Genomic DNA, 19,386 nt, shown 5'->3' with positions numbered 1-19,386 from the left:
TCCGGTCCGGTCCGGTTGACCTGGTCCGGTTGACCTGGTCCAGTTGATCCGGCTCCGGTCCGGTGCCTTTACCGACCGCCGTTGTACGGGCCGTAGGGGCCGTCGCTGCTGGAGCCCCGCCGGCTGCGCCCGCCGCCGGAGAGGCCGCGCAGGGCGGGACGGACGTCGACCATGTAGACGATGGTCGCGATGAGCCCGATGATCGGCAGGAACGACATGATGTCGAAGATCAGGTTCACTACGAAGGCGAGCCCAAGGATGATCAGCCAGAACGGCTTGGTCTTCTTGTCCGCCGCGCGATAGGCGTCCTCGCGGCGAATGGCCGCGTCGATCAACGCGAAGCCGCTGAAAACGATCAGGGCCATGCTCAGCAGCCACATGAACCCAGCGAAGCCCTGCATCAGCACAACGTCCACCACCCGACTCGGCTCGTCCTTACGCGGTCACCGTACCCGCAACCGCCGGCCGGCTGTCCGTAGAACGGGCCGGACACCACGAGAGTGCCCAGCCCGTTCAGTTCCACCCACTGCTCACCGCTGCCGCTCCGCTCGCGGCTACTTGGCGGGCGGCGTCGTCTTCTTGGCCGTGGCCTTGCGCATCGGAGCCTTCTTGTCGGCCGACTTCTTCGCCTCGTCGAAGGCGGAGACGGAGGCGGTCGGAGCGGCCTTGCCGCCCTTGACGGCCTCGTCCTCCTTGACCTCGACAGCCTCGAGCTTCGGCTTGGGCTCGGCCTTCGGCTCGACGGCGACGGCGATGTCCTCGATGCCCTCGGCGGCCTCACCGCGCCACGTCTTCACGGTCTGCTCGCCGTGCTCGGCGACCTTCTCGTACGTCTCGCGTGCCTTGACGGCATACTCGGCGGCGACGCCGACGCCCCGCAGCGCGAGGTCCTGGGCGGTCTCACCGAACTTCTTGAGGTCGGTGTCGAGCGAACCGAAGAACTCGCCGACCTTGGCCTGGACGGTCTCCTGCGTCTCCTTGGCCCTGATCGTCGCCCTCTCCTGGACGGCCTTCGGGTCGGTGTGCCGCACGGCCTCGATGCGCGAAGGAGCCTCGGCGCGGATCTGCTCCACCAGCCCCGGCACCTTCTTGGCCTGCTGCAGAGCGAGGTCGGCGGTGCCGGCGGCGAAGTAGAGGGGGGTCGGATTGCTGAAGGTCTTGCGCAGGTCGTCGGTGATGGCCATGGTGAGGATCCTCCCGGATTCGTTTTCGGCTTGGTTTTCGTCTTCGTCTTCGTCTGAGGGTCTGTGTGATCCGCGGCGGCGGCCGGTGCCCTGGTCCGGCTCAGCCGGCCGTCTGCTGCGGATCATTGGTCAGTTCCGCCGGCCGCACGGGGGCGGCGCTTGGCTGACGCACCGCCACCGCCCTGACGTCCCCTCCGTGTCCCAACACCACCCCCGGAACCGTCCGTAGCGTCCGAAGCCTCCTCGACGTCCACAACCTCGGCTCCCTGAGCGACACCGGCACCGCCGACGACACCCACGACATCGACGGAGTCGACGGCGTCGACCGTGTCCACGCCCCCGGCACTCCCCGTCGTCTCACCGTCCTCGGGACCCACAAACCCGTTTTCCTTGCGGAAGGACTCGTAGATCTGGAGCAGCACCTGCTTCTGGCGCTCGGTCAGGGTGAGATCGGCGAGGATGACCGCCCGTGTCTCCACGTCGTCGCGGTCCCGCTCGGCGTCGAGGATGCCGGCGCGCACGTACAGCGTCTCGGCGGAGATCCGCAGCGCCTTGGCGACCTGCTGCAACACCTCCGCGCTCGGCTTGCGCAGCCCACGCTCGATCTGGCTCAGATACGGATTGGACACCCCGGCGGCATCGGCGAGCTGTCGCAGCGACAACTGCGCGTTGCGCCGCTGTTCCCGCAGATAGTCACCGAGATTGCCGACGTTGAGTGATGCCATGCCTCCACCCTGCCGCACCCCGCTAACTATTGCAAGCACCTGCTTGCAATAGTGCGCCACGCGATGCAGGGCCGGAGTGTGACTGAGCACGGCAGGTGTCCGTTCCCGGTACATCTGCGGCTTCCCACCGGATCCGCCCGGTGAAGTGAGCGAGTCCCGGACGAACCGTGCGGCAAGCTGCCCTCCGCCAGGCCCTCTCCCCGCGCCATTCGGTCGCGACCAGCGGCGCCCCGTCCACTCGACCGAGTCGTTCGACCTTCTGCCCCGGCGAACCGAGGCGCGGGCTGGGCCCGGCTCGGTCCCGAGACCCACCGTGTACTTCCTCGCCCTGGCCGAAAACCATGGGGCGTACCTCCAGCACGAAGAATCATGAAGCATGCGACCGGATGAATGGCACCTCACCGAAGACGTCGACGAGTTCCTCGTCCGAGCCGGAGACTTTCTGCGCTCCCGGCCCGGCGCGCACGTCATGCAGCTGACCTGGGCCGAAAGGGTGCGAGCGCGTGGGGCGGAGGCGTTCGGCACCGAGGCCCCCGTCTTCGGCGTGCTGGAGCGAGCAGGCGAGGTGCACGCCACCTTCTTCCGCCTCCCGCACCGTGGTCTCGGCCTCTCCCCGCTCACGCCCGAGCAGGCCGACTCCCTCGCCGCCCGTCTGGCCGCCCTCGGGCGCTCCCTTCCGTCCGTCAACGCGGACCACAGCGCCGCCACCGCTTTCGCCGAGGCCTGGCAGCGGCACACCGGCGCGACGCCGAGACTCCGCGACACGCGGCTCCGTCTGTACCGCCTCGGCACGCTCACCCCGCCGGAGCCGCTGCCGTCGGGCCGGGGCCGCATCCTGGGCGAGCAGGACCTTGAACAGGTCATGTTCTGGTGCGGCGAGTTCGCCAATGCCGTCGGGGAAGACGTTTCCATCGACGCCGACACCTGGGCCTCCACCCGCTTCGCCGACAAGCGCTACACGCTCTGGGAGACCCCGGACGGCACCCCCGTCTCCATCGCGGGCATGAACCCGCTGATCGGCGGCCAGATCCAGGTGGACATCGTCTATACCCCGGCCCACCTGCGCGGGCGCGGCTACGCGGGTGCCGTGGCGGCGGAGGTGAGCCGGGCCGCGCTGACCGCGGGCGCGAGGGACGTCGTGCTGTTCGCGGACCTGGCCAACCCCACCAGCAACGCCCTCTACCAACGCCTCGGCTATCGCACGCTCACCGACTGGGCCGCGTACGACTTCTCGTGTGCCGCACCGGACGTCGGTGGAGAGCGGGCGAACTCGCGGCGCACCGAGTGAGCACCCGGGTGGGGCCTCGCTCCCGCTCGATCCGCCCGGTCCCGTGACCGGCCGGCCGTTCGACTGACCGACCGGCCGGGGCGGGGCAGCGCTCAGCCGGTGGCCGCGCCGAACCACCTGGGGAGCCGGCCGAGGAGATCCCGCTGGTCCTCGCCGACCCACGCCACATGTCCGTCCGGCCTCAGCAGCACCGCGGGGACGTCCGGTTCCTCGCCGGCGTCGACGACGTGGTCGACCCGGTCCGCCCAGCCCTCCACCGAGAGCCGGCCGCCGGTCCGGTCGAGCAGCAGTCCGCGTCCGCCGCGCATCAGCTCGTACAGGCGTCCTTGCTTCAGCCCCACGTCCCGCAGCCGTCGGCCGAGGAGTGCGTGGCCCTCGCCGAAGTCGTAGCGGATCCCGATCGCGGTGATCTTCTCGATCAGGTGGCGGTTCACGTCTTCGAAGTCCATCAGCTCCGACAGCAGTCGGCGCACCGCCTGGGGCCCCGGTTCGGCCGACAGCAGGAACATCTGCGCGCGGGTGTTGTCCAGCACGTCGGCGGCCACCGGGCGCCGTTCGGTCTCGTAACTGTCCAGCAGCCCCTCCGGTGCCCAGCCGCTCACCTCGGCGGCGAGTTTCCAGCCGAGGTTGAAGGCGTCCTGGATACCGAGGTTGAGGCCCTGCCCACCGGTTGGCGGGTGGATGTGTGCCGCGTCGCCGGCCAGCAGCACCCGGTCGGTCCGGTAGCTCTCGGCGAGGCGGGTGGCGTCGCCGAAGCGGGAGATCCGGCGTGGCGAGTGCACGCCGAAGTCGGTGCCGGCGAACGCCCTTAGCTGCCGCTTGAGTTCGTCGAGGGTCGGCGCGACCGTACGGTCCTCGGCCACGCCCTCGGCGGGCACGATGACGCGGTGCACCCCCTCCCCCTCGGGGATGACGCCGAACCGGAACTGGGTCTTGCGGACCTCGGCCACCACGGCGGCCACCGTCTCCGGCGGTACGCCCAGTTCCACTTCGCCCAGCAGCGTCTCGACCCGGGAGGGCTCGCCGGGGAAGCCGACGCCGAGCAGCCTGCGCACCGTGCTGCGGCCCCCGTCGCAGCCGACGAGGTAGCGCGAACGCAGCCGCGTACCTCCGCCTCCGGCTACGCCCCCTTCGGCGGGGGTGCCCCCACCGGCCGACTCGGCGGTCACCCCGTCCGCGTCCTGGCTCAGCCCGGCCAGTTCGCAGCCGTACCGGATCTCGGCACCGAGGGCGACGGCGTGCTCGGTCAGCAGGCGCTCGGTGACCGGCTGCGGAATGCCGAGGACGTACGGGTGCGCGGTGTCCAGCCGTTCGGGCCACCCCTTGTCGATGCCGGCGAAGAAACCGCCGACCGCGTACTGCTTGCCCAGCGCGAGGAAGCGCTCCAGTAGACCGCGCTGATCCATCACCTCGACGCTGCGCACGTGCAGCCCCAGCGCACGGGCGTACCCGGTCGGCCCGGCCTCCTTCTCCAGCACGAGCACCCGCACACCCTGCAGCCGCAGCTCGGCGGCCAGCATCAGTCCGGTCGGCCCGCCGCCGACCACGATCACGTCAAACATGAAAACCCCAACCCCCGGATGAACGATGCCGGATGCCGCACGGACCGTGCCGCGGGCGACGCCGACGGTTCGGCGCCCCCAAATGAGGCGCATACCTCGACAACAGCGCACACACATCGTGAATCGCTGATTTACGCAGGTTCCGGCCCAGGGCGACGATTCTGCGGCACGACCGGGGCCTTGCCGCAAGCCCCCCGGTGCGCTATACGTTGAGAAGGGCAAGGAGACGGATTCTCTCCTTGCCTTTGTCGTTTCGTCCTCCCGGGCCTCTCAGACCTCCCGGGCTACTCAGATCTCCCAGGCCCCCTCGCCGATCTGCCTGCCCGAGCCGGGACGGACGCTACGAGCCCCCGTACAGCCGCTCCAGGTCCACGAGCAGGACCTCGCCCCGGTCGGCGGCCGCCCGCAGCTCCGGGGTGAAGCCCGCGCCGCTGTAGCAGGCGGGGGTGGCGTGGCTGGTGCCCCGACTGCGGCGTCCCGACACCGCCCCGAGCCTCGGGCCCGTGCCTTCGCCGGTCGCGAACGCTGTGAGCTCGTTCCACTCCCATTCCCGGTCGAACATGTCCGGTGGCCTGGGAAAACTGCTCGCCGTGGACAGCGGCCAGGGCAGAGACCGAGCCATGGGATCGGCCTTCCTCCCTCTTAGGGGCATACCGCTTAGAAGTACATCTCCAAAAACGAGGCGAGGAGCTTTCGGCCATACGAGGGCGGTGGTCCGGAGCCGATCGGATGCCGTGCGGTGATGCTCCACGAGGTGACGGCCCCGGCGGTGCGGGCGCCGGTGGTTGACCTTCACCTTGGGTGAGGCCGCAGCCTCAGGAAGGCCGGGCGGAGGGCTCGGCGTCAGGAACGGTGGTGAGCGGCATGCACTTCGAGTTGTACCGGATCCGTGCTCAGGAACTCATGCGGGAAGCCAACGAGTACCGGCTCGCCCGGCAGGCGAGGAGCGCGCCGCCGGATCCGAGGGCCGTGCCCGCCACGTGCCCCTACGCACGCCGCGCGACGAAGACGAACTCCCTGCCCGGCCGGTCGGGAGCGTCGCGTACCTCCTCCACCACGTAGCCCTGCTCGGCCAGTTCCGTCCCGATCTCCTCCCGCTCACGGAAACGCAGCGTGGAATCCGAGGTCAGCACCTGCCCGTCCGCGGCAAACACGTAGGTCCAGCGGAACGTCACCAGCGGCCACGCCACCTCGACCAGCTCGACCCAGCTCTCGACCGCGCCGGCGCCCGGAACATCCGTCACGCTGTACGAAGCCGCACGGTTCCATCCCTCCCAGGCACGGGCGGCCGGGTCCCGGGTCTCGAAGACCAGGCGCCCGCCGGGTCGCAGTGCTTCGCGAGCGCCCCGCAGGGTCTCCCGCCACCTCCAGGGATCGACGATGGCCTGGGCGACGTTCGCCGTCATGGTCGCCAGGTCGGCCCGCAGCGGCGGAAGTGCCGTCGCGTCACCACAGATCCAGCGCACTCGCTCGCTGCCCGGCTTGCCCCGGGCCACGTCGAGGGACGCCCGGGCGGGATCGACTCCGACGGCCTCGATCCCGCGGCCGGCCAGCAGAAGCGCGAACACCCCCGTCCCGCAGCCGATGTCCAGCACCTGACGCGCCCCCTCCGCTTCCGCCGGCTCGAGGTAAGCGTCGAGATCGCCGCGATCGGGGTCGAGGACGTCATACATCGCAGCGAGGCGCGGATGCCCGAAGCACTCATCAGCCATGCGTCCGAATGTAGGAGGGGCGAGCTCGAACTGCCCACTGAATTTCCCGGCCGGGACCGGGACGCGGGTGTGACGCCAGGGACAGAGGGTCTAGAAAGCGCGGTGCCGCTGTTGGGCGCGGGCCGCGCGGGCCCACTCTCCGATGATCGGAACGCAGTGCTCGGCGAAGTACTCGTAGTCCTCGGCGGTGTTGTAGACGTGGGCGGAGAGCCGCAGATAGCCGATGCCGTCGAAACTGGTGAAGGCGGCCTCCACCCCCAGTTCCCCGGCCGCCCGGTCGCGCAGCGCGTCGGCCGAGACGCGGCTGTCGGCCAGGCCCTCGGGCAGCCGCACCAGCCGCATCCCGGGTACGGGCATGCCGACGTCCACCGGGCCGTCGAAGCCTGTCAGTGCGGCGAGCGCGGCGCCGATGGTCCGCTCGGCGTAACCGGCCAGGTCGTCCATGTACCGGCGGGCGGCGGGCCAGCCCCAGGTGCTCTCGACGAAATCAATCGCGGTGGCGGCGGCGAGAGGGCCGGTGGCGTCGATCGTGCCCTGCTGGTCGAAGCGGTCGGGGTACGGGTCCTCGGCCCCCCAGGAGTCGATCAGCGGATACAGGTCGTCCCGCTGCGGGCCACGGGCGACCAGGGCGGCGGTGCCGCGCGGCGCGCAGGCCCACTTGTGCAGGTTGCCGACCCAGAAGTCGCAGGCCGGCCCGGCGAGCGGGGCGGCGATCAGTCCCGGCGCGTGCGCGCCGTCGACGAGCAGCGGGACACCGCGCCGCCGCGTCTCGGCGCCGATCCGTTCCACCGGCATGCGGCGGGCGGTCGGCGAGGTGATCTGGTCGACGACCACGAGGTCGGTGGCGTCGCTCAGCTCGGCGGCGACGGCCTCGTACGCCTGCTCCTCGTCCGCGTCCAGCGGCACCGTGGCCGTACGGACCCGGCCGCCCCAGCGGCGTGCCAGGCGCTCGGCGCTCATGGTGACGGCGCCGTAGCCGTGGTCGGTGACGACGATCTCCCCGCCGTGGCGGCGCTCGAGGTTGGCGTGGACGACGCTGGCGCCGGCGCTCGCGTTCGGCACCAGGGCGAGGTCACCGGGGTCCGCCCCGAGGAATGCTGCGAGGTCGCCCCTGGCCTCCGCGAGCCGTTGCGGCAGCGCGGGGAACCAGACCACCGGCGCGCTCTCCATCTCCTCCCGCACCCGCTGCTGGTGCTCCTGTGCCACCAACGGGACCGCCCCGAACGAACCGTGGTTGAGGTGCCGCAGGGCCGGGTCCAGTGACCACGCGTGGAGGGCCGGCCGGCCGTCGGCCAGCAGCAGGGGGCGCGGTGCGGTGGTGACCTCGGTCTCGCTCACATGACTCCCCTCCGGGTCCCGGGAGAGGCCCCGGGTACAGCCTTCTCGCACCGGCGGTCATCGGATCCCCGGAACGGGAAGGCCCAGGACGCAGGACGACTCGGGATGGTGGCACGGGATGTCCGGCCATGACAATCCCTCGCCGGCAAAAGGGGCGGTGGTACGGGTCGGCAGGCCCAGCGTCCCGGTCGCCACCGCCAGCGTTATGGCGTAGGAGTCCACCGCACGCTGGACGTTGGGGGCGTCCAGGCTCGCTCCGGTCACGATACGGTCGAGGTCGATGTAGGCGGAGCGCACGATCTCCAGCCAGCGGTACACCTGCCAGTCCCTCTGCCAGTCCCGGGTGCATTCGGGCGGCAGCCGGCGTTCCCAGCGGCGGAACATCCGCTCGCGGATCTCCGGGCGGGTGGGCGTCAGGTGCATGTGGCGCACCAGGTCGTAGAGGGGGTCGCCGACCAGGGCCATCTCCCAGTCGATGATGGTCAGCGCGAAGGCGTCGTCCCTGCGTACCAGGTTCCACGGGTTGAGATCGCCGTGCAGCAGGGAGGGCTTGCGGTGGCTCACCTCGTGGCGGGACAGGAGCTGCCGAAGGCGGTCGGCGTCCGGGAGCCCGAGATGCCGCGCCAACCGTTGTGAACGCTCCGGAAGTTCGGCCACCAGCAGGACCAGTCGCTCTTTGAGCGAGGGGTAGGACCCTTCGGCCCCGACCAGCGGATCGAGTGGTGTGCAGTCCACCCGTGTCAGGGCGCAGAGCTGGTCCACGAGACCGTCCGCCTCGTGCGGCAGCAGACCGTTGACCGGGTGGTTCGGGGGGCTGCCGGCATCGGCGGGGCCCTCGTAGGTGTGAATGGTGAAGGGATCGTCCGAATGGCTGACTCCGAGCGCCAGGGCCCTCGGCGCGGCCACCGGGACGGGCGCTTGTTCGATGAGCCGCAGGACGGCGTGCTCGCTGAGGATGCCGCGTTCCCGGCCGCATACGTCGGGCAGCTTCCGGCGGACGACCACGGGGCGGTCGATGCTCGGCACCCGCACCACCGTGTTGAGGTGAGCGGTGCCCTTGAAGACGCGGCCGGCCGGAGCCGCTCCCTCGAGCGCCAGGGCCTCCCGCACCGCCGCTTCGGGGAAGTCCGCGGGCTGCTCGAGGCGCCGGTCCGGTTCCCAGGTGAAGGCTCTGCCCCTCGGGCTGCGGCCGGCACCGCTCTCCTCAGGGCGGGCGGCGAGCCAGCGGAACAGCGCCCGCTCGATCTCCCTCTTCCCCGGCACACTCCTGAGCCGCAGCGGCTCGGCGGCCGCCTCCAGGGCCCTGCGCACCTCCGCCGTCGCCTCGTCCAGTCTGTTCTGAGTGAACGACTCCTCGAGGGACCGCGCCGCCCGTATGACGTCGGGGTACACGGACTGGGCGCGCTCGAAGGCCAGGTAGTGGCACAGGTCCTTGCCCAGGCGGTTGACGGCGTTCGGGCGGACCTCGCGCATGGCGTCCGCCCAGGCGTCCACCACCTCGGAGAACTGATGGGCCGGATACCGCATCCGCACCAGATGAGTCGCCAGGTCGTGCAGCGGATCACCGTAGGTCGCCAGTTCCCAGTCGACGCAGATGGGCGGCCGGTCACCGGCATACGACAGGATCAGGTTGTCGCGGTGCAGGTCGGCATGGAGCAGGCTGTACGGTCGCCGCCCCATGACGGGGACCCGCTCGGTCAGCCTGAGCAGAGCGTCCTCGGGAATGCCCAGGGCCACGAACAGTCCACCGAACAATGCCCAGTTGGGCTCTCTGATCTGTTGATCCGCGAGATGTGCCAGCGTACGCAGAAAGCCTTGGCTGTCCGTGTCGTTGCGGGGCCAGGCGGGCGGCAGCGGAGGAAGTCCGTTACGGCGCACCAGCGCCATACCGGCCAGAAGCCGGGCCAGTTCCCGGACGAGCAGGGAGTCGACGGGTTTACCGTTCCCGCAGACGCTGGAGAGCGGGACTCCTTCCACATAGCTGTGGATCGCGAAGTCGTCTCCCCTGGCCAGGACCTCCGGCACGTACGGCAGGGTCCCTCTGATGGCGTTGAGGATCTCCTGTTCGTTCTGCCATGTCCTGATCACCACCGACAGCGCTCTGGTACGACGGATCCGCACGGTCACGGACGTACCGGCCGCGCGGCCCAGCGGTTTCGCCATGGCTGGTGTGACCGGCATGACGTAGTTCTGATGGTGGTGGCCGCTGATCGCCTGCCCCACCTGTACGGCCAGACTGACGAAGGTGCGGTATCCCGGCGAGGGCGTGGGATGTTCCCCGAGGACGGGACGGGGAAGGGGGGGTGCGCCCACTGGCCACTCCGGAAGGTGCGAGGGGAGTCACGACATGGCAAACGGTAGGCACGAGGCCGGTACCACGCATGAGGAACGGCGGGCGACGGAGCGGCCCGCCGGGCGCACTGGGTGGTGTACCACCGCTCTGCGGGAGGACCTCGCGGGCTCGTCGGAGATTGGCTTGTCAGCCTCTTGATACGAGCTCCGGAGAGCGTTTGCTCAGTCGGTGCGGGCATGCTACCGGAAGCGGGCTCCGGTCCGGCTCAGACATCGGTGGAGAGCAGGTTCCACGCCGGGTCGAACCACTGCCGCACACTGCGGACCCGGCAGGACGGGCGGGCCGTCGGCACCGCCCTGCTGCCGGCCCTGCTGCCGGCCCTGCTGATGCTTCAGGCCTGAGGTGCCGTGCGGAGCAGGGTGAGTACGGGTTCCAGGGAGGACAGGATCACGGTGGCGCCGGCGGCTTGCAGGATCTTTTCCTTCTCCTCGTTGCGGGCGTAGCCGAGGAAGGGCACGCCGGCCGCCTCGGCGGCGTGGAAGTCGGAGGGGGTGTCGCCGATCATCAGGGCGGAGTCCGGGGCCGCGCCCATGGCGTTCAGGGCACGGTTGATGCAGTGGGGGTCCGGTTTGAGCCGGCTGAGCTGCTGGGTGCGGCCGTAGATGTGGGGGGCGAAGCAGCCGAGGAGGCCGCGGTCGGCGAGGTACTTGCGGGCCACGTGGGGAGAGTTGTTCGTCGCGATGGCCGGCCGGGAGCCCACCGCCGTCCAGGTGCGGATCAACGGGTCGGCGTAGGCGGTGGGCCGTGCCGAGGACGCGGCCAGCATTTCCTCCTGAGTGAGCCGTGCCTCCAGCTCGGCCACCAGGTCGCTGCCCGGGTGCCTGCGGTCGACGGCGCGGAGCACCGCGTGCGGGTCCAGCGACTCGCGTTCGGGCTCTGTGAGCAGCCCGTGCAGGCCCCTGCCCTCCAGCCATTCGACGAGGTCCGTCGCCACCCGTTCCGCCGAGTGGCCGGCGAACAGGCGGCAGATGGGCCCGTCGAAGTCCCACAGCACGACGCGGGCGCCACTGATGAGTTCGTTCAGTTCGTTCAGTTTGTCCGGGTCGTTGAGGTCCTTCCGGTGGTTCTGGTCCTTCCGATCGTTTTCGGTCTCGTATGTCACCGATTCGGTCTGAGTCGCGTCAGAAGTCACTAGGAGAGTGTCAGGTCCGTCGTGATGGTTTCCCAGAGGGCGTCGAACCACTTCTGGGATTCCTCCACGAACGACTGGTCCCGCTGCCCGGCCTGCTTGGCGAAGGAGAAGAGCAGGGACTGGGAGCCGAGGGCGTCGTACATGTCCAGGGTCTGGGTGCCCCACTCCTCCTCGCGCCTGGCGAGCATGTAGTAACCGAGCAGCGCCTCCTGGCCGTTGAGCAGGTAGAGCTTCATCGGCGGAGTGAAGGGCAGGGCACGGAACCTGACGTGGACGTCGATGCCGTGGGTGTGGCGGACGGCCTGCAGGTTGTGCTGGAGCACCTGGGCCTGGGCGTTGCGCATCTGCAGCCAGCGCTCGTGGACCGGGTCGTCGCCGTCGGCGTCCTCGTCGACCAGGACGGGGAAGGCCAGGTTGATGGTCCGGGACGGCAGGAGGACGCGGAACTCGATCGACTCGGGGCGGAGTCTGCCCTCGTGGATCAGCCGGACGGGTTCGCCGACGGCGACCATCAGCGTCTCGGAAGTGTGGGACACGACGTCGATACGGACGTGTGCCGCGGAGAAGGCCTCGGTGAGACGGGGGGCGAGACCGACCATGGTCGGCTGGGGCTCGTCCGACGCCGGGGCCGGTTCGGCGATCCGGGGCGGGCTGCCCTTGCTGACGTTGCTCAGCAGGCCGTCGTCCGCGAGAACGCGCAGCGCCTGGCGGACGACCCCGCGCTCCACGCCGAACTCCTCGGCGAGCTCGGCCTGGGTGGGCAGGCGTTCGCCGGCCCTGAGCTCCCCGGCGCGGATACGTTCGCGCAGGATGTCGGCGATTTCCTGGGGCGATTTCCTGCTGTTGCCGTTCACTGCGACGTTCTCCTGGGTCACGACCAAACGCTACAACTTTGATCCATCTATGGTGAGTTGTTTGAGAGTTGTTTATAACTACCTGCCAAGTGGGGACAACCTAGCTAGAGTTGGTTACCAACTTGACCGAGTTGGCGGAAGTTCCGCTTCCGCTCACAGGAAAGCACGAAGCAGCACGAAGCAGCACGAAGGGGGAACATCGTGCCAGTCCTCGCTCTCATCTCCGCAATCCTCGTCGTCACCCTCGAGCAGTACGTCGAATGGAAGTACGGCATCGCCGGCATCATCGGCCTGCTGCTGCTCACCGTCGGCATCAAGGCCCGCAGTCCGGGCGTCAGCTCCGCCGGAGCCGTCCTGCTCGCACTGCTGATGACTCGGCCCGCACTCTGAACCACCCGTGCCCGCCGAGCCCCTGCCGAGCCCTGTAGAGCACCTGCCGAGGGGGCAGGGAGACGTCAGCTCGTGAGCTGCAACTCCGAACTGATCGTCTCCCACAACGCGTTGAACCACAGCTGGGACTGCGTCACGAAGGCGTTGTCCCGCATCCCCGCGCCCTGCTCGAACGCGAACAGCGCGGAGCGGGTGCCCTGCGCGTCGTACGTCTGAACGTTCTCCTGGTCGATCTGCGCCTCGCTGCGGGACAGCGTGTAGTAGGCGAACAGCGCCTCCACGCCGTTGAGCAGATACAGCTTCACCGGCGGGGTGAAGGGCAGCGCCCGGAAGGAGACCCGCACGTCGATGCCGTGGGTGGCGCGCAGGGCGAGCAGATTGTGCCGGAGCACCTGCCCCTGGGCGTTGCGCATCGCCAGCCACCGCTCGTGCACGGGGTCGCCACCGCGGCCGGCGTGACGGTCACCGTCCCGGCCGTCGCCAGGACTCCCGACCGCCACCGGGAAGGCGAGGTCGATGTTCCTGCCGGGCAGCAGGACGCGGACGTCGACCTTGGCCGGTTTCATCCGCCCGGCATGGATCCGGCGCAGCGGTTCGCCGATGGCGAGGGTGAGGGATATCGCGGTCAGGCAGACGGCGTCGATCTCGACGTGCTCGGCTTCGAAGGCGGTGGCGATACGGGGTGTGAGGGCCACCGTGGTGGGCTGGGGCGGCGCTCCCGGGCCGGTCGGCGCACCGCCGGGGTGGCCGGCGACGGTCGCCGGGGCACCCTTGGCGACGTTGGTGAGCAACTGTTCGGACTGCAGGATGCGCAGCGCCTGGCGTACGGCACCGCGCTCGACGCCGAACTCGTCCGCGAGCTTCGCCTGAGTGGGCATGCGCTGGCCAGGTCGCAGCTCCCCGGACCTGATCCGGGCGCGCAACTCGTCGGCCACCTCGCGATGTGTCTTCTGTGGCCGCTGTGGCCTCTTCCGTCCATTGACGGTGGCGTATTCCGGGTCCACGCCGAAACCCTACAACTTCTCGCCATCTTTTGGCAGTTCAGTGGAAGGTGGTTATGAGCCGCATCCAAGCGGAGATAACTTAAGAGAAGTTGGTCGCCAACTTGAGCAACATGGTCGGACCTCCCAGGAGGTTGGCCATCACGGTGACGGTGGGGACCACTCCTCGAGCCGCCGACCGGGCTTCCCCTCCGGAGGGGAGCCGGGAACCCGGTCGGTCAGCACCAGCGCAACAACCACAACTGAACAGCAGGAACAGAACAGCGAGAACGGCTACGGATGCACAGACACCCGCCGAACGAGGGAGAGGAGGAGAGAGCCACACCGAGGGAGCGCGGCAGCGCTCAGAACAGGTCCGGGCACCATGGGCGCCTGGACGTACGCAGCAGGGCGTCGGCCTCACGGGCGGCGCCCGCTCGTTCTTCCCGGACCCGGCCCAGCGCCGCCAGCCGCACCGCCGACTCGTCGCCCAGCCACAGCGGCGCCAACTCGGCGACATCCAGGATCAGATCGACGTCATCGGTGGTCGCCGCGCACGTCCCGGTGCCGTCCGCCGACGCCTGGAGCCGGTAGCGCCCGCCGGCCAGCCCCGCGCCGTCGGCCACCTCCAGTACCAGTGACCCGGCCGCCTCGTACGTCCGGGCCTCCAGCGCCCGTACGACGTCCAGGACGCGCACCCACAGCCAGTCCGCGTACGCCGTCACGACGGCGGCGCGCGGGTCCGGCAGGAGGAACGGAAGCAGGTCGTCGGGGGCCCGCCAGCCGCTCTTCACCTTCACGATCCAGTCGATCGAGCACAGGTAGCGCCACAGCGCCCGCTCCGCGGCCGGGCTCACCGCGAGCAGCCAGTCCACCCGCGCCGTGTTCAACGGCTGCTTGGAATCGCCCCACGTGTCGTCCGCCGTGTAGGAGACCATGCCCTCGACCTCGCCGTCCGCCGAGCGGTACACCGCGAAGAAGGGCTCGTTCCACGGCGTGGAGGAGCGAATGGCTCCGGTGGCGGTCTTCCACCACAGGTCGGCCCGGCCGACCGCGCCCGGCTGGACCCCGCGCACCCGCTCGTGCAGCTCCGGGCCGAGCTTGCTCACGTCCTCCGCGTCCACGAGGTCCACCCGCCCGCCGTCCTCCGGGCGGGACCGGCGCGGATCGAGACCGGTGCGCGGGACGTCGACGGTCCACTCGGTGGCCCAGGTGGCGGGGCCGAAGCAGTAGCGGCCGTAGATCGGGTACTCGGCGGAGATGAGGGTCGCGACGACGTCCCCGCGTTCCTTCGCGGCGGCGAGGTCCTGCGCCATCATGCGGGTGAGCAGACCGCGCCGGCGGTGCGTGGGGGTCACGCTGACGTTCGTGATGGCGTCGGCCGGCACGGCGGCCCCGCCGACCGCGGTGAGCTCCTGCGGGAAGGACCGGAACGTCGCGACGCAGCGGCCGCCGTCGAAGGCCCCCAGCGACCGGCCCGGCAGGAACTGCAGACGGCGTACGTCGAGGGCCTCCGGGGAAGGGGTGGGCTCCCGCAGGAACCCGATGTTCAGGGCCCGGTTCCAGTCGGCGAACTCGGTCTCGGTGATCGGGCGTACGTCGAGGTCGGTGCGGGGCGTTCCGGCGCTGGGGGTCATGACTTCACGGTAGGTCGCCTCCCGAGGAGGTGTCGCGCGCTTTTCCGACCGTCCCACGGCCCCGGCCCGGCCCCGGCCGGATGCGGCTCCGGTCACCGGATGCAAGCCGCCCGCCCGGCATCCGTCCCTGCCCCGCCCCGTCCCGCCCGCCTCACACCAGCAGGTCGTCGACCTGGGCCTCCCCCTCGCGGTACCGGCGCGCGATCTCCGCACTGCAGTCGTCGGCGGTGCGCTGCAGGAGCTGCCGGCTCCGGGACACCTGCTGCTCGTACCCCACCAGCCGCCCCATCGCGGCCGTCAGCTCCCCGTCCGTACGCGCACCCAGGTCCGAGAGCTCCACCTCGGCGAGCATCTCCGCCGCCAGCCGCCCGTACTCCTCGCTCTGCGGCGTCCCCAGGGTCACATGGCGGGCGGACGAACGCCGGCGCACCGGGGTGTCCCGCAGGATCTCCGCCAGCCGCTCCACCACGGACGCCTCCGCCGGCGCGGTGACCGAGGACGCGCCCACCGGTGTACGCCGGGCCAGTTCCGCCCGCAGGATGTCGATCCGTCCCTGGAGCAGCCGCCGTACATAGCTGAGGTCGGCCTCGTCGCGCTGGGCGTTGCGGCGCAGCGTGCGCAACTCGGGCAGACCGCGCACGGTCAGGGCCGGCCCGGGCCCCGGGTGCTCCTCGGGCAGTGCCGGGCTGTCCGTGCGCTGTGCGGGCGGGCGGTGGAACTCGCGTTCCCCCACCCCCGCCCGGGCCGGCAGGACAGGCCCGGACTGCTGCCCGGTTCCTGGTGTGCTCATGTGCCTCAACCGTCCCCTCGACCGGTGTGTGCCGGCATCGTGTCACCTCTGAGGGCCGCTGTGCGACCGAGTGCTCCCGATCCGCCCCAGATGGGGGGTAAGGAGTAAAAATAGCCCGCCTGGGGGCCTTGCCCGGACCATCGTCGGTCAGCTGTTCGCGGACCGGCATGATGGACGTATGCGTGCAGTGGTGCAGAGGGTGGACGGCGCGAGCGTCGTCGTGGACGGCGAGACGGTGGGGGCGATCGAGGGCGAGGGGCTGTGTGCCCTGGTCGGCGTCACCCATGAGGACACCAAGGAGAAGGCGGCCCAGCTCGCCCGAAAGCTCTGGTCGGTGCGGATGCTCCAGGACGAGAAGTCGTGCAGCGACATCGACGCCCCGATTCTGGTGATCAGCCAGTTCACCCTTTACGGCGACGCCCGCAAGGGCCGGCGCCCCACCTGGAACGCCGCCGCCCCCGGGGACGTCGCCGAACCGCTGGTGGACGAGGTGGTCGCCCAGCTGCGTGCGCTGGGCGCGACGGTGGCGACGGGCCGCTTCGGCGCGCGGATGCGGGTGTCGCTGACCAACGACGGCCCGTTCACCGTCCTCCTCGAGATCTGATCCACGGCACATCCGCACATCCGACATGACCCGCCTCCGCCGCGGATCAGGGCCCGCCGCGGAACGGATCTCGACGCGGATCAGGGCTCGACCACGGTCTCCTGGGCCGCCGCCGTGTCCCCGGCCATCAGACGGGCGTCGACCGGAACGTTCCGCTTGACCAGAGCGAGGGCGACCGGGCCCAGCTCGTGGTGGCGTACGGACGTGGTGACGAAGCCGATCCGGCGGCCGTCCGGACCGTCGTCCGCGATCCGCAGATCGGTGCCGGCCGGCGGCAGATGGACCTCGCTGCCGTCCAGGTGCAGGAAGACCATCCTGCGCGGCGGCTTGCCCAGGTTCTGGACCCTGGCGACCGTCTCCTGACCCCGGTAGCAGCCCTTCTGCAGATGCACCGCACCGCCGATCCAGCCCAGCTCGTGCGGGATGGTGCGGTGGTCGGTCTCGAAGCCGAGCCGGGGGCGGTGCTGCTCGACCCGCAGCGCCTCGTGGGCGAGGATCCCGGCGGGTGACCCGGCCTTCCCGGCGTACGACTCCAGGTCCGCGCGGGGCAGGAACAGATCACGGCCGTACGGCATCTCCCGGACGGCGACGCCCTCCGGCACCTCCGCGATGGAACCGGCGGGCAGGTGCACCACCGCGAAGTCCGCGGTGCGGTCGGCGGTTTCGACCCGGTAGAAGAACTTCATCGACTCCAGGTAGGCGATCAGCGCCTCCTGGGTGCCGGGTTCGACATGGGCCCAGACGGTCTCGCCGTCGTCGACGAGGTAGAGCGCGTGCTCGATGTGGCCGTTCGCGGAGAGGATCAGCGCCTCGGTGGCCTGGTGCGGCGGAAGGTCGCTGACATGCTGGGTGAGCAGCAGATGCAGCCAGCTCAGCCGCTCCGGCCCGGAAACGGTGACGACCCCGCGGTGGGACAGGTCGACGAAGCCGGTGCCTTCGGCGAGGGCACGCTGCTCGCGGAACAGGTCACCGTAGTGGGCGGCGACGCCTTCGTCCACGCCCTCGGCGGGAACGGCGCCGGGCAGGGTCAGCAGAGGGCTCTTCATACCCCTAGCCTACGACTCGGTAGTTGAACCCTTCAGGGAACAGTCCTTACAGCGGCCGAAGATCGCGAAATGCTTCAGGTCGGTGTCGAATCCGAAGGTGTCGCGCAGCTTCGCCGTGAAGTCGGCGGCCACCTCCACGTCCGCCTCGATGACCTCGGTGCAGTCACGGCAGACGAGGTGCAGATGGTGGTGCCGGTCGGCGAGGTGGTAGGTCGGGGCGCCGTGCCCGAGGTGGGCATGACTGACCAGGCCCAGCTCCTCCAGGAGCTCCAGGGTGCGGTAGACGGTCGAGATGTTGACCCCCGACGCCGTTCTCCGCACTTCCACGAGAATGTCGTCGGGGGTCGCGTGCTCCAGCGTGTCGACGGCTTCGAGCACGAGTTGGCGCTGCGGCGTCAGCCGGTAGCCGCGCTGCCTGAGATCGCTCTTCCAGTCGGTGCTCACCACACCACGAGTCTAGGGCCTGTCGTCTGGATCACGCCGGGATCCGGAAGCCGGGGATTTACCTGAAGAAGGCGATCCCGTCGTCCGGCATGTCGTCGGGCAGGGCCTTGGCCCAGCGCTCGACGTCCTCGGGGGTGACGACCTTCTTCAGGTGCGCCGACATGTAGGGGCGCAGCTCGACCTCGGGGGTCTGCTTCTCACCGACCCACATCAGGTCGCTCTTGACATAGCCGTACAGCCGCTTGCCGCCGCTGTAGGGCCGGGCGGCCGCGGTGCGCGCGACGGCGTCCGTCACCAGGTCGATCTGCGGCTTCTGGTCGGCCAGCTCGCCGTACCAGATCTCGATGACGCCGTCGTCGCGGGTCATCGTGATCTCGACCTTGCGGTCGGCGTCGATCCGCCAGAAGCCGTGCTCGGACTCGAGCGGCCGTACCTTGCCGCCGTTCTCGTCGAGCACCCAGCTGTGGGAGGAGTACTCCAGGAAGTCCCGGCCGTCGTGGGTGAAGGAGACCTCCTGCCCGAAGTTGCACTTCTCGGAGCCGGGGAAGTCGTGCACGCCTGCGCCCGCCCAGTCGCCGAGCAGAAAAGCGAGCGGTACGAGGTCCTTGTGGAGGTCGGACGGGATCTCGATCATCAGTGACAGTTCCTGGACGTGGTCGGGCAGGGTCAGCGCTGGCCCTGGTACAGCTTCTTCACGGCCAGCCCGGCGAAGGCGAGAACGCCGACGGCGACCAGGACCAGCAGGGCTTCGTAGAAGAGAACCACGGGATGCTCCTTGAGCGGGGGTGCGGTGCATTACGTGTGCACAGGGCGGCCCCCAGCTTACGCGGCCGACCCCCGGCCCCGACGTGCACCCACCCGGCGGCAGGGGCGGTGGGACCGGTGGCCCGGGTGGAGACCGGGACCGGTGGCCGGTCCGGCGACAGGCTTCCGGGCACGGACTTCCGGGCACGGGCAGGACGGGGGTGACTACGATCCGGTTATGGCGAAGAAGCTCGTGATCAAGGTGACCGCCGGGGCCGACGCCCCGGAACGCTGCTCGCAGGCCTTCACGGTGGCGGCGGTGGCCGTGGCCAGCGGCGTGGACGTCTCGCTGTGGCTCACCGGGGAGTCGGCGTGGTTCGCGCTGCCGGGCAGGGCCGCGGAGTTCGAGCTGCCGCACGCGGCGCCGCTGCCGGACCTGCTGGACTCGATCGTCGCGGGGGGCCGGCTCACCCTGTGCACCCAGTGCGCGGCGCGCCGGGACATCACGGAGAAGGACGTCATCGAGGGCGTACGCATCGCGGGGGCGCAGGTGTTCGTCCAGGAGGCGCTGGCGGACGGCACGCAGGCGCTCGTCTACTGACA

21 protein-coding genes are annotated in these 19,386 nt (G+C 70.2%); 5 read left to right on the top strand and 16 right to left on the bottom strand.

Features of this window, described 5'->3' with window-relative positions; genetic code table 11:
- Positions 1 to 68 precede the first annotated feature (68 nt).
- From ACFYQA_RS23630 to ACFYQA_RS23620, 3 genes are all read right to left on the bottom strand, one after another.
- A complete protein-coding gene (locus ACFYQA_RS23630) occupies positions 69 to 401 on the bottom strand; it encodes a DUF2516 family protein (protein ID WP_388921219.1) in 333 nt (110 codons plus the stop codon).
- A 153-nt stretch (positions 402 to 554) separates the two neighbouring features.
- On the bottom strand, positions 555 to 1,184 hold the full coding sequence (locus ACFYQA_RS23625; RefSeq protein WP_388921146.1) for a hypothetical protein: 630 nt from the start codon (positions 1,182 to 1,184) through the stop codon (positions 555 to 557).
- A gap of 122 nt (positions 1,185 to 1,306) precedes the next feature.
- Positions 1,307 to 1,909 (bottom strand): helix-turn-helix domain-containing protein, encoded by a 603-nt coding sequence (locus ACFYQA_RS23620; RefSeq protein WP_388921143.1) that lies wholly within the window; start codon positions 1,907 to 1,909, stop codon positions 1,307 to 1,309.
- 376 nt (positions 1,910 to 2,285) lie between these two features.
- Between ACFYQA_RS23620 and ACFYQA_RS23615 the strand changes: the two genes are divergently transcribed.
- Positions 2,286 to 3,197, top strand: coding sequence for a GNAT family N-acetyltransferase (locus ACFYQA_RS23615; RefSeq protein ID WP_388921140.1), 912 nt, complete (start codon positions 2,286 to 2,288; stop codon positions 3,195 to 3,197).
- Between the two features lie 92 nt (positions 3,198 to 3,289).
- Here ACFYQA_RS23615 and rox read toward each other — a convergent pair whose 3' ends face one another.
- The 5 genes from rox to ACFYQA_RS23590 all read right to left on the bottom strand — a co-directional run bounded on the left by rox (position 3,290) and on the right by ACFYQA_RS23590 (position 10,122).
- Positions 3,290 to 4,759: a rifampin monooxygenase gene (rox, locus tag ACFYQA_RS23610; RefSeq protein ID WP_388921137.1), complete on the bottom strand. Its 1,470-nt coding sequence runs from the start codon at positions 4,757 to 4,759 to the stop codon at positions 3,290 to 3,292.
- Between the two features lie 340 nt (positions 4,760 to 5,099).
- The gene (locus tag ACFYQA_RS23605; RefSeq protein ID WP_388921134.1) at positions 5,100 to 5,381 is read right to left on the bottom strand and encodes a hypothetical protein; all 282 of its coding nucleotides are present in this window, start codon (positions 5,379 to 5,381) and stop codon (positions 5,100 to 5,102) included.
- Positions 5,382 to 5,745: 364 nt separating this feature from the next.
- Positions 5,746 to 6,471 (bottom strand): class I SAM-dependent methyltransferase, encoded by a 726-nt coding sequence (locus ACFYQA_RS23600; protein ID WP_388921131.1) that lies wholly within the window; start codon positions 6,469 to 6,471, stop codon positions 5,746 to 5,748.
- Positions 6,472 to 6,561: 90 nt separating this feature from the next.
- Positions 6,562 to 7,809 (bottom strand): aminotransferase class V-fold PLP-dependent enzyme, encoded by a 1,248-nt coding sequence (locus ACFYQA_RS23595; RefSeq protein ID WP_388921128.1) that lies wholly within the window; start codon positions 7,807 to 7,809, stop codon positions 6,562 to 6,564.
- A 57-nt stretch (positions 7,810 to 7,866) separates the two neighbouring features.
- Positions 7,867 to 10,122: a phosphotransferase family protein gene (locus tag ACFYQA_RS23590; protein ID WP_388921125.1), complete on the bottom strand. Its 2,256-nt coding sequence runs from the start codon at positions 10,120 to 10,122 to the stop codon at positions 7,867 to 7,869.
- Between the two features lie 216 nt (positions 10,123 to 10,338).
- Here ACFYQA_RS23590 and ACFYQA_RS23585 point away from each other — a divergent pair, with 216 nt between their 5' ends.
- Positions 10,339 to 10,503, top strand: coding sequence for a hypothetical protein (locus ACFYQA_RS23585; RefSeq protein ID WP_388921122.1), 165 nt, complete (start codon positions 10,339 to 10,341; stop codon positions 10,501 to 10,503).
- On the opposite strand, the gene ACFYQA_RS23580 is transcribed toward ACFYQA_RS23585, so the two are convergent.
- The gene (locus ACFYQA_RS23580; protein WP_388921119.1) at positions 10,494 to 11,345 is read right to left on the bottom strand and encodes an HAD family hydrolase; all 852 of its coding nucleotides are present in this window, start codon (positions 11,343 to 11,345) and stop codon (positions 10,494 to 10,496) included. The genes ACFYQA_RS23585 and ACFYQA_RS23580 overlap by 10 nt on opposite strands.
- Positions 11,294 to 12,175: a GntR family transcriptional regulator gene (locus ACFYQA_RS23575; RefSeq protein WP_388921116.1), complete on the bottom strand. Its 882-nt coding sequence runs from the start codon at positions 12,173 to 12,175 to the stop codon at positions 11,294 to 11,296. Before ACFYQA_RS23575 ends, ACFYQA_RS23580 begins: the two co-directional genes overlap by 52 nt.
- A gap of 174 nt (positions 12,176 to 12,349) precedes the next feature.
- On the opposite strand from ACFYQA_RS23575, the gene ACFYQA_RS23570 reads away from it, so the two are divergent.
- On the top strand, positions 12,350 to 12,538 hold the full coding sequence (locus ACFYQA_RS23570) for a hypothetical protein (RefSeq protein WP_388921113.1): 189 nt from the start codon (positions 12,350 to 12,352) through the stop codon (positions 12,536 to 12,538).
- Between the two features lie 65 nt (positions 12,539 to 12,603).
- Here the strand turns inward: ACFYQA_RS23570 and ACFYQA_RS23565 are convergent, their stop codons facing one another.
- The 3 genes from ACFYQA_RS23565 to ACFYQA_RS23555 form a co-directional block, all read right to left on the bottom strand.
- A complete protein-coding gene (locus tag ACFYQA_RS23565; protein ID WP_388921110.1) occupies positions 12,604 to 13,542 on the bottom strand; it encodes a winged helix-turn-helix domain-containing protein in 939 nt (312 codons plus the stop codon).
- A 341-nt stretch (positions 13,543 to 13,883) separates the two neighbouring features.
- Positions 13,884 to 15,155, bottom strand: coding sequence for a GNAT family N-acetyltransferase (locus ACFYQA_RS23560; protein WP_388921107.1), 1,272 nt, complete (start codon positions 15,153 to 15,155; stop codon positions 13,884 to 13,886).
- 151 nt (positions 15,156 to 15,306) lie between these two features.
- Positions 15,307 to 15,945, bottom strand: a complete 639-nt coding sequence (locus tag ACFYQA_RS23555) for an aerial mycelium formation protein (protein WP_388921105.1) — start codon at positions 15,943 to 15,945, stop codon at positions 15,307 to 15,309.
- Between the two features lie 178 nt (positions 15,946 to 16,123).
- Between ACFYQA_RS23555 and dtd the strand changes: the two genes are divergently transcribed.
- Positions 16,124 to 16,549, top strand: a complete 426-nt coding sequence (dtd, locus tag ACFYQA_RS23550; RefSeq protein ID WP_386397494.1) for a D-aminoacyl-tRNA deacylase — start codon at positions 16,124 to 16,126, stop codon at positions 16,547 to 16,549.
- Positions 16,550 to 16,629: 80 nt separating this feature from the next.
- Here dtd and ACFYQA_RS23545 read toward each other — a convergent pair whose 3' ends face one another.
- From ACFYQA_RS23545 to ACFYQA_RS23535, 3 genes are read right to left on the bottom strand one after another with little or no spacing between them, the layout of a single operon-like run.
- A complete protein-coding gene (locus tag ACFYQA_RS23545; protein ID WP_388921102.1) occupies positions 16,630 to 17,595 on the bottom strand; it encodes a YgfZ/GcvT domain-containing protein in 966 nt (321 codons plus the stop codon).
- Positions 17,596 to 17,604: 9 nt separating this feature from the next.
- Complete coding sequence (locus tag ACFYQA_RS23540; protein ID WP_332429009.1) at positions 17,605 to 18,042, bottom strand: transcriptional repressor; 438 nt, start codon at positions 18,040 to 18,042, stop codon at positions 17,605 to 17,607.
- A 55-nt stretch (positions 18,043 to 18,097) separates the two neighbouring features.
- Positions 18,098 to 18,673: an FABP family protein gene (locus ACFYQA_RS23535; protein WP_388921099.1), complete on the bottom strand. Its 576-nt coding sequence runs from the start codon at positions 18,671 to 18,673 to the stop codon at positions 18,098 to 18,100.
- A 348-nt stretch (positions 18,674 to 19,021) separates the two neighbouring features.
- Between ACFYQA_RS23535 and ACFYQA_RS23530 the strand changes: the two genes are divergently transcribed.
- Positions 19,022 to 19,384, top strand: coding sequence for a DsrE family protein (locus ACFYQA_RS23530; RefSeq protein ID WP_055606646.1), 363 nt, complete (start codon positions 19,022 to 19,024; stop codon positions 19,382 to 19,384).
- The last annotated feature ends 2 nt before the right edge of the window (positions 19,385 to 19,386 follow it).

Origin of the sequence: Streptomyces sp. NPDC005774 (assembly GCF_042871645.1) — a bacterium.
Classification (GTDB): domain Bacteria; phylum Actinomycetota; class Actinomycetes; order Streptomycetales; family Streptomycetaceae; genus Streptomyces; species Streptomyces pratens.
This window is presented reverse-complemented; position numbering and strand designations above follow the sequence as displayed.

Bases quoted from the DNA above. Each gene is read 5' to 3' on its own strand.
- rox (WP_388921137.1), bottom strand. From the start codon at position 4,759: ATGTTTGACGTGATCGTGGTCGGCGGCGGGCCGACCGGACTGATGCTG.
- ACFYQA_RS23535 (WP_388921099.1), bottom strand. From the start codon at position 18,673: ATGATCGAGATCCCGTCCGACCTCCACAAGGACCTCGTACCGCTCGCT.
- ACFYQA_RS23585 (WP_388921122.1), top strand. From the start codon at position 10,339: ATGCTACCGGAAGCGGGCTCCGGTCCGGCTCAGACATCGGTGGAGAGC.
- ACFYQA_RS23600 (WP_388921131.1), bottom strand. From the start codon at position 6,471: ATGGCTGATGAGTGCTTCGGGCATCCGCGCCTCGCTGCGATGTATGAC.
- ACFYQA_RS23620 (WP_388921143.1), bottom strand. From the start codon at position 1,909: ATGGCATCACTCAACGTCGGCAATCTCGGTGACTATCTGCGGGAACAG.
- ACFYQA_RS23605 (WP_388921134.1), bottom strand. From the start codon at position 5,381: ATGGCTCGGTCTCTGCCCTGGCCGCTGTCCACGGCGAGCAGTTTTCCC.
- ACFYQA_RS23560 (WP_388921107.1), bottom strand. From the start codon at position 15,155: ATGACCCCCAGCGCCGGAACGCCCCGCACCGACCTCGACGTACGCCCG.
- ACFYQA_RS23625 (WP_388921146.1), bottom strand. From the start codon at position 1,184: ATGGCCATCACCGACGACCTGCGCAAGACCTTCAGCAATCCGACCCCC.
- ACFYQA_RS23530 (WP_055606646.1), top strand. From the start codon at position 19,022: ATGGCGAAGAAGCTCGTGATCAAGGTGACCGCCGGGGCCGACGCCCCG.
- ACFYQA_RS23615 (WP_388921140.1), top strand. From the start codon at position 2,286: ATGCGACCGGATGAATGGCACCTCACCGAAGACGTCGACGAGTTCCTC.
- ACFYQA_RS23545 (WP_388921102.1), bottom strand. From the start codon at position 17,595: ATGAAGAGCCCTCTGCTGACCCTGCCCGGCGCCGTTCCCGCCGAGGGC.
- ACFYQA_RS23630 (WP_388921219.1), bottom strand. From the start codon at position 401: ATGCAGGGCTTCGCTGGGTTCATGTGGCTGCTGAGCATGGCCCTGATC.
- dtd (WP_386397494.1), top strand. From the start codon at position 16,124: ATGCGTGCAGTGGTGCAGAGGGTGGACGGCGCGAGCGTCGTCGTGGAC.
- ACFYQA_RS23555 (WP_388921105.1), bottom strand. From the start codon at position 15,945: ATGAGCACACCAGGAACCGGGCAGCAGTCCGGGCCTGTCCTGCCGGCC.